This is a genomic window from Sphaerimonospora thailandensis, assembly GCF_016863115.1.
Taxonomy (GTDB): Bacteria; Actinomycetota; Actinomycetes; order Streptosporangiales; family Streptosporangiaceae; genus Sphaerimonospora; species Sphaerimonospora cavernae.
Window position 1 is genome coordinate 1 of the sequence record NZ_BOOG01000092.1, and the last position, 9907, is coordinate 9907.

Genomic DNA, 9907 nt, shown 5'->3' on the forward strand with positions numbered 1-9907 from the left:
TCCGGGCGCGGCCGTTCTGGCTGCTGGTGACCGCGTTCACCGCACACGGCGGCGCGGTGGCCACCATCGGCGTGCTGCTCGTCACCTACCTGATCCATCTCGGTCACCCTCCGGTGTTCGCCGCGAGCATCGCCGGACTGCTCGGCGTGCTGTCGGTGACCGGCCGCGTGGTCACCACCGGGCTGCGGCGCCGCTGGTCGGCCGCCGCCGTGGCGGCAGCGGTGTTCGCCCTGCAGGGACTCGGCGCACTGACCCTGCCCCTCGCAGGGCGGTCGGCGGCAGGGGCGATCGGCGGTGTGTTGGTCTTCGGGCTCGGTTTTGGCGTCGGCACTATCACCCTGCCGTATTTGCTCGCCGAGCGATACGGCACCGCGGCCTACGCGAGCCTGTCCGGCCGGGTCGCGATGTTCTCGGTGGCCGCCAAGGCCGCCGCGCCGGTCGCAGCAGTCGCCCTCGCCCAAGTCGTCGGCTACAGCTCGGTGATGGGCGCCGTCGCTTCAGCCTGCGCTGTCGCGGCGTTCGCGCTGTTCGCCTACAACCGACTATGATTTAGATCGATGTCGAAGTAAGGAGTCGTGTCATGGACGCCACCACGACCGGCCGGTGCTGCGCCCCCATCGTCCGCCAGCCGTTATCGGAGACCGACGCGGCCGAACTTGCCGTGCTGCTCAAGGCGGTCGCCGACCCGGTACGGCTGCGCCTGCTGTCGATGATCGGCTCGCACGCAGGTGGCGAGGCATGCGTGTGCGATCTGACCGACGCCTTCGACCTCACCGCCCCCACGATCTCCCACCACCTCAAGGTGCTGCGCACCGCCGGCCTGATCGGCGGCGAGCGGCGCGGCACCTGGGTCTACTACTGGATCATCCCCGAGACCGTGAACAAGCTGGGCTCCCTGTTCACCCCGCTGGCCGAGCCCGCCCCCGCCGACGCATCCAGCGGTCCGGTCGACATGGAGCTCGTCACGGCCTGAACCCCCGCACCAGCCCGGGCGGTCCGCCATCATCACCTGATCCACCTCCGCGCCATCAGAGGGGGTGGGAATGCCGGGAGAGTTGGCGTCTCCCACCCGAAGTCACCGTGGAACCCAGAAGGCGTGAGGCCATCCATCCAGGTCCATGATTAGATTCCTATCTAAATTGACAGTCTTCTAAGTAGTGTGCGATGATGTCATTGCTTAGATGTTTATCTAATTCTTGTGGGTGATGCGCCCCTGCCTCACCCCACGCCGAAAGAAGGTCAGCGATGGCGGACGACGTCAGCGGCGGATTCATCGGCAGCCTGGACGAGGCGTTCAGCCCGCCTGCGGCGGGAGGCTGCTGCGGAGGCCCCGTACCCGAGGGAACGACCGATGAAGCGGCGGCGATCGCCTGCTGCGGCAGCCCGGCCGCCGCGAGCGAGGCGGCCGAGGCCGGATGCTGCGGGCAGGCACCGGCTCCCGCGGACGCGCCGGCCTCCAGTGGCAACTCCGCCGGATGCTGCGGATGACCTCCTCGCCGGCGGCCCAGGCGCGGGCTCTCCCCGAGCCGGACCTCGCGGCCGTCATGGGGCGGCTTTCCGCCAAGCGGATGCTGGCCACCGTGCGGGAGCTGGCCCGTGACGACTACACCGGCCGCCGGGTGGGGACGCCCGGTGGCCGGGCCGCCGCCACCTGGCTCGCCGCACGACTGCGTGACCTTGGCGCCGAGGTCGACCTCGTGCGCTTCCCCGTCACCAGCGTGCGCGAGCTGTACGGCACGCCGACCCTGGAATGGAGCATCGCCGGTCGGGAACGGCGCCTGGAGCACCGCCGCGAGTTCGTCGAGCACCTGGCCTCAGCCGAGATGCCCCGGCCGCGCACCGCACCCCTGATCGCTGACGCCGACGGTGCCGACATACGCGGCCGATGGGTCCTGGCCGAGGCCGGAGACTGGGCACGAGCCTGCACCAGGGCCGAAGCGCAGGGAGCTGTCGGGGTGCTCACGGCACGCGACACCGACGCCGAAGGCTGGATGCCCAAGATGATCACCGGACCGGGAGTCCGCACGGTGCCAGCGATCGGGCTGCGTACCGATCTGCACCGGCACCTGGCCGACAGCCTGGCCCACACCCCGGTCCAGGTGACGGGGTCGATGCCGCTGCGGCAGGTCGCCGTCGAGGGCCTCAACGTCCACGCCCGCCTGCCGAACGCGGCCCAGCACACGCACGGCGATGGAGAGCACGCGCCTCGGGTGCTGCTGACTGCGCACGTCGACGGCGTGGGTGACGACCCGGACCGCCGGTTGCCCGCCGCCGCCGACAACGCCTCGGGCGTGGCCGCCGTCCTGGAAGCCGCCCGCGTCCTGTCGACGACCGTGACCACGCCGATGGACCTGACGGTGGCCTTCCTGGACGCGGAGGAGGCAGGCGCGTGGGGATCGGCCCATCACGCTCCCCGCGTGCCGCCGGACACGCTGGTGATCAACCTCGACGGGGCCGCGCAGTTGCATCAGGCCGCCTCCGTCGAGGCGGGCGGGCCCTCCCACGTACTCCTGGCCACCCTGGACCAAGCCGCACGGCTGAGCGGCGTGCCCTTGCGGGCCGGCGCGATGGCCTCCGACAACCGCCGCTATGCCGCGGCCGGGCTGGCCGCGATCGGCATCGGCATGGGCATGCCGGGCTACCAGACCCCGGCCGAGACCCCCGAGCGCGTCGAGGCGGACACCCTGATGGCCGCGGCCCGCCTGGTGGTCGCCACCGTCTGGCTGATCTCTCGCCAGCCCACGGCCTGATCAGCGGCGCCGAGCACCGCGTGTCCGCGCGTGAGCGTGACCCGGTGCACCTCATCCCGTCGGCCGGACGGGGTTACCACCTGACGTCGTTTGCTTCGCCGTATGCCGTCGTACTCACGGACTGATGTAGGTGCCGGAGGCAGGGGGTTGAGCGGCGCGGTCACCGGCCAGGTGGGTGAGCCAGTCGGCGGCCATCTGGGAGCGCCCGGCGTTGTGCACGCACACGAACAGAACGCTGAGCCGTTCAGACACGGGAGTTCTCCTGAGGTTGGAACAGGCCGCGGCCGGCCAGGCTGACGTAGACCAGGGCGACCAGGACGGGGACTTCGATGAGCGGGCCGACCACCCCGGCCAGGGCCTGGCCGGAGGTGACACCGAAGACGCCGACCGCCACGGCGATGGCCAGTTCGAAGTTGTTGCCGGCGGCGGTGAAGGCCAATGTGGTGGCGCGCTCGTAGGCCAGGCCGATCACCTTGCCGAGTAGGAAGCCGCCCCCCCACATCAACGCGAAGTAGGCCAGCAACGGCAGCGCGATGCGGGCCACGTCGCCGGGCTGGGAGGTGATCGTGTGGCCCTGCAGGGCGAACAGGATCACGATGGTGAACAGCAGTCCGTACAGGGCCAGTGGGCCGACACGGGGCAGGAAGCGCTGCTCGTACCACTCCCGGCCGCGAGCGCGCTCTCCCAGCCTGCGCGAGAGATACCCGGCCAGCAGGGGGATGCCGAGGAAGATGAGCACGTACTGGGCGATGTCCCAGGCTGAGACCTTCAGCGTGGTCTGCGACAGTCCCAGCCAGCCGGGCAGGACCTCCAGATAGAACCAGCCCAGCGCGCCGAAGACGACCACCTGGAAGATCGAGTTGAGCGCGACCAGGACGGCGGCGGCCTCGCGGTCGCCGCAGGCCAGGTCGTTCCAGATGAGCACCATGGCGATACACCGGGCCAGCCCGACGATGATCAGCCCGGTGCGGTACTCGGGCAGGGCCGGCAGGAAGATCCACGCCAGGGCGAACATCAGTGCGGGGCCGACCAGCCAGTTGAGCACCAGTGAGGAGAGGAGCATGCGCCGGTCGTGCGTGACGGTGTCGAGGCGGTTGTAGCGGACCTTGGCCAGCACCGGGTACATCATCAGCAGCAGGCCGAGCGCGATCGGCAGCGAGATCTCGCCGATTTTGACTGCTTCGAGCGCGGTGTTCAGGCCGGGCACGAGCCGGCCCAGCAGCAGCCCGGCTGCCATCGCGGCACCCATCCATACCGGCAGGAAACGGTCCAGGACCGACAAAGCGCCGATCACACTCGGGGCATGCGAGGCGGCGACCTGTGCGGTGCGCGGCGGGGAGGAGGACATGGCTACTCTCTTCAGGCCGTGACGGGCACGTTGAGCAGGGCCGACAACTCGCCGAGGGTTTCGGGGACGAGCCGGTAGTACACCCAGGAGGCGCGCCGCTCAGAGACCAGCAGTCCAACGTCTTTGAGCACCTTCAGGTGGTGGCTGATGGTCGGCTGGGACACTTCGAATGCGTCGGTGATGTCGCATACGCACACCTCGCCGCCGGCGCGGCTGGCCACGATTGACAGGATGCGCAGCCGTACCGGATCGCCGAGCGCCTTGAACACTGTGGCGACACCGGCGGCCTGGGCGGCGTCCAACGGCTGACGTACCAGCGGTGGACTGCACTCCAGGATCTGCAGGAGTTCCACCTCAACCTCCCCGTATAGATGCCCGTTGAAATCGACGAAAGTTTATATCGAAAGGCATCTAAGCTCGGGATCGGGGTCAGTCAGAGGCCCGCGCACGCGGGTACCAGAAGGGCCGAGTACGGCGAGGGCCCCGCCGTCTGGTGACGGCGGGGCCTTCGGCTCGACGTGTGCGTACCGGTGTGCGTGTCGCCTCTCGGCGAAAAGCTCAACGCGGCTCCAGCCGAACGGTAGTCCGCGAAGGCGGAAGTTGAGGCCCGGGGACACTGGGCACACCGGCCGCGAGGAGTCTAACCACAACCCGTCACCGATTGTTCCCGCGCGGCCGAGTCAGGGGCGCTCAGCGCCCGGTCGTGGCGCTGCGGCGCTCCAGGAGCAGTACGTCGCGCCAAGTGCCGCGATGGCGGCCGATGCGTTCGCGGGTGCCGACGACGCGGAAGCCGAGGGCCTGGTGCAGGGACAGGCTGGCGGCGTTTTCGGGGAAGACGCCGGTCTGGATGGTCCAGATCCCGGCGTCCTCGCTCGCGGCGATGAACGCGGACAGCAGCGCGCGGCCGATGCCGTGCGCCTGGCAGCCGGGATGGACGTAGACGCTGTGCTCGACGACGCCGGAATACACCGGGCGGTACGACACGGCGGAGGCGGCGATCCAGCCGACCACGTCGCCGGTCTCGGTGTCGACGGCCACATAGCGCGGGTGCGGCAGCCTGCCGGCGGTGAAGCCCTCCCAGCTCGGCGCGGTGGTCTCGAAGCTCGCGTCGCCGGTGTCCAGGCCCGCCTGATAGACGGCCAGTACCTGGGCCGCGTCGCCGTCACGCATCGGCCGGATCTCCAGGCCGGGGCCGATGGCGGGCTTGGTGGCCTGGACGATGGCCGAGTGGACGCCGTCGCCGTGATCGGCCGTCAGGCGGATCACGATGCCGACGAACCCGGCATGGTGCAGCAGGTCGCTGTACTCCTCGACGGTCAACGACCCGGCCACGCAGCCCACTCGCTGCTCGGCGGCCTCGCGCCGTACCGGATCGATCGGGCCGTCGGTGACCACATCGCTCACGCCGAACCGGCCGCCGGGGCGCAGGACGCGGAACGCCTCGGCCAGGACGGCGGCCTTGTCATCGGACAGGTTGATCACACAGTTGGAGATGACGGCGTCGACCGCGTGATCGGGCAGCGGGACGGACTCGATGGCGCCGTGCAGGAACTCCACATTGGTCACCCCGGCCTGCTCGGCGTTGGCGCGGGCGAGCCGGAGCATGTCGGGGCTGGCGTCCAGCCCGTAGGCCTTGCCGTACGGACCGACCCGGCGGGCCGACAGCAGCACGTCGATGCCGCCGCCCGAGCCGAGGTCGAGCACGGTTTCACCGGTGCGCAGCTCGGCGACGGCCACCGGGTTGCCGCACCCCAGGCTGGCACGTACCGCACCGTCGGGCAGGCCGGCGGTGTCGTCGTAGCCCGCGGCGCCGAAGCAGCCCTGTTCGAACTCCTCCGCACTGCAGTCCAGGATGATCTTTCCGGTGAGGGCGGCGCGGGCCAGCCCTGAATAGCGTTCGACGATCTCGTCATGTGCCATCGCGGTTCTCCTTCACTCGCAGGTGGGGATGGCCGGGACCGGGTTGCCCATCACCACATCGGCGGCGGTGGGGAAGCAGCTCACGCAGGCCTCGTTGATCCGGTAGAAGGCGGACGTCCCCTGCCGCTCCACCAGGACGAAACCCACCTCGGCCAGGATCTTCAGGTGATGGGACACGGTCGACTGGCCCACCCCTGAAGCAGCCACGATCTCGCCCACACTCATCGGCTCGCGCCGCCGAGCCAGCAGCGACACGAGCTGGATCCGCGTGGCGTCCGCCAGCGCCTTGAACCAGCTCGCGTACTCCTCGGCCTCGGCCCGGCGCAGCGGGCCCTTCTCATCGATATTCATCGAAAATCGACGATAATCGATAAAGCTGGAGAAGGGAACCCCCAACCGCCGTCCTGATGGAACGGCTTCAACCTCAATATGAGAAGGGACGGCCATGGTGAGCTTGTCTTGACCGCCGTCGCAACAGCGGAGAGTTCTCCGTACACGACGAAACACCTGAGCTAGGGAGCAGCGATCGTGAGCGGTAAGCCGACAGTCGAAGAACTCGGCATCGACCTGGACGAGGTGGGCTGGGTACGCGCCGGGGACCAGGCGGACGCGCTTGAGGTGGCGATCCTGCCCGAGTGGGTGCTGGTGCGCGAGACCGGTCCCTCCTCAGGCCCGATCCACGTCTTCGACCACGGTGAGTGGTCGGCCTTCATTCAGGGTGTGAAGGCTGGCGAGTTTGACGACGTGGGTAGCTTTCCTCCGGCAGGCTGACCTGGGCAAGCATGCCCGGCTGACCAGTGAGAGATGGCGGGAAGCGATCGTTCTCTCCGAGGATCTCGCCGGGATGAGTGCTCCTTCCGGCGAGGGAAGCCGTGGGAGGAGTAGTCTCCGTGCCCACGCTCCTCGCCTCCTGATGGACGTCAGAGCCGTGAGTTAATTTGTGATTCGCAAGTTGGCGGGCTGGTATGTTGACGGCAACGCCCTTGTTCGGGGAGAGCCAGTGAGCGATATCTATGGGCCTACGATCGCCAAGCGTCGGCTGGCCCGCCGGCTCACTGCGCTGCGCACTCGAACCGGGCTCACCGCCAACCAGGTCTGCGACAAGCTGAGCTGGGGCAGAGGGAAGGTCGGCCGGTTCGAGAACAACAGCTGGAAGCGGCCGGAGCTCAGCGACATCCGCGATCTGCTGCGCGCCTATCAGGTGCCAGACGATGAGTACCAGGAGCTTGAGAACCTGGCGCTGGTGGCCCGGGGCCGGCAGTGGTGGCGTGAGTACGGCGATGTGTTCGGCGACTCCGAGTACCCAGGCTATGAAGCCGACGCGGTCCGGATCTGCCTGTTCATGCCGTTGATCCTCCCGGGACTTCTCCAGACGCCGTCCTATATGCGGGCGCAGATGAGCGTCGGAACGCAGCCGCCCTCCTGGCGGGAGAGGGCAGTGGCAGCCCGCCTTCGGCGGCAGGAGTTGTTCGAGCGTCAAGACGGAACGGTCCCCGAGCTGGTCGCTGTGATTACTGAGGCTTCGCTGCTGTACCACTGGGGCAGCCAGGCCGAGCGCCGCGCCCAGGTCGAGCATCTGGTGGAGATGAGCCGCCGGCCCAACATCCAGCTGCGCTTGGTGCGCTTCGTGGACGGCCTGCACCACGGCATGTCGTCGCTGTTCACCATCTTCGATTTCCCGGGTGACGAGCCCCCGCTGGCCTATCTGGAGAACGACGCAGAGCTTCAGGAAGTCAACGAACCCGACAAAGTGGCCGCTTATGCCGCGATCTTTGAACAGATTCGCAACGCCGCCCTGGACGCCCCCGCCACCACCGGTCATCTCAAGCACCTAGCGGACACCTTGGAGTAGACATGGATCTGTCCCATGCCGTGTGGCGCAAGGCCACCTACAGCAACGGAGCCAATGCGAGCTGCGTGGAGGTCGCGGTGAACCTCCCCGGTATGGCGGCCATCCGAGACACCAAGCGCCCGGAGGCGGGCGCTCAGATCGTCAGTCTCGCCGCGTTCCAGGACCTGTTGAAGATGGTTAGAACGGGCAAATACGACCTTTAGGGTTAAATTACACGTTTAAAGCTCCTCCGGGCATCCTCCCGGAGGAGCTTTCTTGTTAGCGGCCATCCTCCCGTGGGACGCCGTCGGCACCGTCAGCCGCATCCAGTGGCCCTGCGGTCATCGCTGACCGTCACCGTCTTCTGTCGAAGTGGTTGTCAGGACTGCCATGAACTCTTTAATCTGTGTTTCACAGATTAAGAATCGAAAGTCGAGAGTCAGAGAGTGGTTCGCTCCTTGTGTCCTTGCTTGCCCTAATGGCGCAAGCGGAGGGAAGACGAGAAGCAGATCAGCGCTGTGACCTGCGTGGCGCACGGCTTTCACCCAGGTACGGAAACGCCGGGTGACCTCTGCTCCGCCCTCACGGAGTGGGAGACCGCCTGGTGAGCCCTGCAGGCAACATCACGATCCACGGACGGTGTGATGACAACCAACCTGGCGGAGGCGGCGCCGATGAACTCGCAGAGCATCTGCGCCAGCCCCTGCTTGACATGGCCGCTACCGCCGGACACCACCTGCCCGGCCGAAGCACGGCGCCTGATCCGACAGACCCTGGCTTCCCTGGGACTGCCCCGCGAGCTGATCGATGACGCGGCCCTGGCCGTCAGCGAACTGGCGGCCAACGTGGTCACCCACGTGCTCAAGGTGCTCGACGACCTACCCACTCCCCAGCTGCGGCAGCCGGCGATCGGCGGGCCGGAGCTGTGGCTGTACCGGCGAGGATGGGAGGTCTCCAGCCAGATCGTATGCATGATCTTCGACGGGACGCGGGAATGGAAAGCCGACTGTACGGCCGAGACGCACGCCCCCAGGGACGACCTCGACGAGCACGGCCGCGGCCTGGAGATCGTGCAGGCCGTCTCCGCCGAATGGGGGTGTCATGTGACCAGGTCCCACATCGGACCTCCGGTCGAAGGCAAGGCCGTCTGGTTCGCCCTGAACCTGCCCGCGACGTCCGCGATCGCCCGGCAGCCCCGCCCGCGCCCGACGGCGGCGCAGGCCGCCTTCGCGCTGGGCGACCAGCTGGTACGGCGCGGCATCACCCGGGTGACCCGATGCGACGGTCACAGCGAATCGGTGCTTTCCGTACGGCAGGATCTGACCGTATGGTGCAGAAACGACACCTTCTCCTGGTACACCGACTGCGCGGTCACCCGTAAATCGTTCGCAGACCTTTGCGACACGGTCGAACAGGTCGTTCGAGCACATGAGGAACTGGCTCTCGGGAACGCCATAGGCGCTGCCCGAAGGCGACCGTGATTGAAGAGCCTGCGAATGTGGTCAGTCAGCCCGGTTTCGCATTTCTGAAATCGGGCTGCGGACGTCAGAGCAAGGTCGTAAGCCTTGGAGATCAGAGGGCGGACGTCAACTCCCCGGTTCGTCCGCCCAAGGTAGTCGCGATCACGCCGCGGTGATGGCGTGCCCAGAGAGTGGCCAGTCGCATGGCCAATGCTCGGCCAGTGGTTCGCCACTTATGACTGGTCATGATCGTAGCAGTATAGTCGCTGGTCAGCGGCTTGCGCTGTGGCCTCTCGCTGGCCCGACTCTATATGGAACCTCCCTGATCGAAGGGCTGCGAGAGAGGCGTGCCCGCGATGTTCTATGACTCCAGAATATTGAATTTCACCCGAGGCAGCGAGGCCGACCGCGTCGCCATCGAAGCGGCCAAGCGGACCATCGACGACTGCGACCGCTGGATGGCCCGCTACCGAACGACGCTGGACGCGGGCGGAGACCCCCAGGAGATCGGCAAGTGGATGGCCGAGACCCGGGCCGAGCGGCTGAAGGCAGAGGGTCAGCTGCGGGCCATCACCAGGAAGAGAGAGATCAGTGAAAA

At 67.7% G+C, this 9907-nt stretch carries 12 protein-coding genes and 2 pseudogenes; 9 read left to right on the forward strand and 5 right to left on the reverse strand.

Going from position 1 to position 9907, the window contains the following annotated elements; genetic code table 11:
- The 4 genes and pseudogenes from Mth01_RS28540 to Mth01_RS28555 form a co-directional block, all read left to right on the forward strand.
- A pseudogene (locus tag Mth01_RS28540) lies at window positions 1-548 on the forward strand (MFS transporter); the annotation flags it as partial.
- Between the two features lie 32 nt (window positions 549-580).
- Window positions 581-973 (forward strand): ArsR/SmtB family transcription factor, encoded by a 393-nt coding sequence (locus Mth01_RS28545; protein ID WP_204019067.1) that lies wholly within the window; start codon window positions 581-583, stop codon window positions 971-973.
- Between the two features lie 272 nt (window positions 974-1245).
- A complete protein-coding gene (locus Mth01_RS28550; protein WP_204019068.1) occupies window positions 1246-1488 on the forward strand; it encodes a hypothetical protein in 243 nt (80 codons plus the stop codon).
- Complete coding sequence (locus Mth01_RS28555; protein WP_239090078.1) at window positions 1485-2750, forward strand: M28 family metallopeptidase; 1266 nt, start codon at window positions 1485-1487, stop codon at window positions 2748-2750. Before Mth01_RS28550 ends, Mth01_RS28555 begins: the two co-directional genes overlap by 4 nt.
- A 156-nt stretch (window positions 2751-2906) precedes the next feature.
- Here the strand turns inward: Mth01_RS28555 and Mth01_RS28560 are convergent.
- The 5 genes and pseudogenes from Mth01_RS28560 to Mth01_RS28580 all read right to left on the reverse strand — a co-directional run.
- Window positions 2907-3002: pseudogene (locus tag Mth01_RS28560) on the reverse strand (heat-shock protein HtpX); the annotation flags it as partial.
- Complete coding sequence (arsB, locus tag Mth01_RS28565) at window positions 2995-4098, reverse strand: ACR3 family arsenite efflux transporter (protein WP_275409057.1); 1104 nt, start codon at window positions 4096-4098, stop codon at window positions 2995-2997. The gene arsB and the pseudogene Mth01_RS28560, both read right to left, overlap by 8 nt.
- An 11-nt stretch (window positions 4099-4109) precedes the next feature.
- Window positions 4110-4451, reverse strand: coding sequence for an ArsR/SmtB family transcription factor (locus Mth01_RS28570; RefSeq protein ID WP_204019070.1), 342 nt, complete (start codon window positions 4449-4451; stop codon window positions 4110-4112).
- A gap of 337 nt (window positions 4452-4788) precedes the next feature.
- A complete protein-coding gene (locus tag Mth01_RS28575) occupies window positions 4789-6018 on the reverse strand; it encodes a GNAT family N-acetyltransferase (RefSeq protein ID WP_204019071.1) in 1230 nt (409 codons plus the stop codon).
- A gap of 12 nt (window positions 6019-6030) precedes the next feature.
- Window positions 6031-6369, reverse strand: coding sequence for an ArsR/SmtB family transcription factor (locus Mth01_RS28580; RefSeq protein ID WP_204019072.1), 339 nt, complete (start codon window positions 6367-6369; stop codon window positions 6031-6033).
- A gap of 177 nt (window positions 6370-6546) precedes the next feature.
- Here Mth01_RS28580 and Mth01_RS28585 point away from each other — a divergent pair, with 177 nt between their 5' ends.
- From Mth01_RS28585 to Mth01_RS28605, 5 genes are all read left to right on the forward strand, one after another.
- A complete protein-coding gene (locus tag Mth01_RS28585; protein WP_204019073.1) occupies window positions 6547-6789 on the forward strand; it encodes a DUF397 domain-containing protein in 243 nt (80 codons plus the stop codon).
- 229 nt (window positions 6790-7018) lie between these two features.
- Window positions 7019-7870 carry a helix-turn-helix domain-containing protein gene (locus Mth01_RS28590; protein WP_204019074.1) on the forward strand — a complete coding sequence of 284 codons (852 nt, stop codon included), beginning with the start codon at window positions 7019-7021 and terminating at the stop codon, window positions 7868-7870.
- A 2-nt stretch (window positions 7871-7872) separates the two neighbouring features.
- A complete protein-coding gene (locus Mth01_RS28595; protein ID WP_204019075.1) occupies window positions 7873-8073 on the forward strand; it encodes a DUF397 domain-containing protein in 201 nt (66 codons plus the stop codon).
- 420 nt (window positions 8074-8493) lie between these two features.
- Window positions 8494-9330, forward strand: a complete 837-nt coding sequence (locus Mth01_RS28600; protein WP_204019076.1) for an ATP-binding protein — start codon at window positions 8494-8496, stop codon at window positions 9328-9330.
- 356 nt (window positions 9331-9686) lie between these two features.
- On the forward strand, window positions 9687-9907 hold a 221-nt coding region (locus Mth01_RS28605; RefSeq protein WP_204019077.1), incomplete at its 3' end, for a hypothetical protein.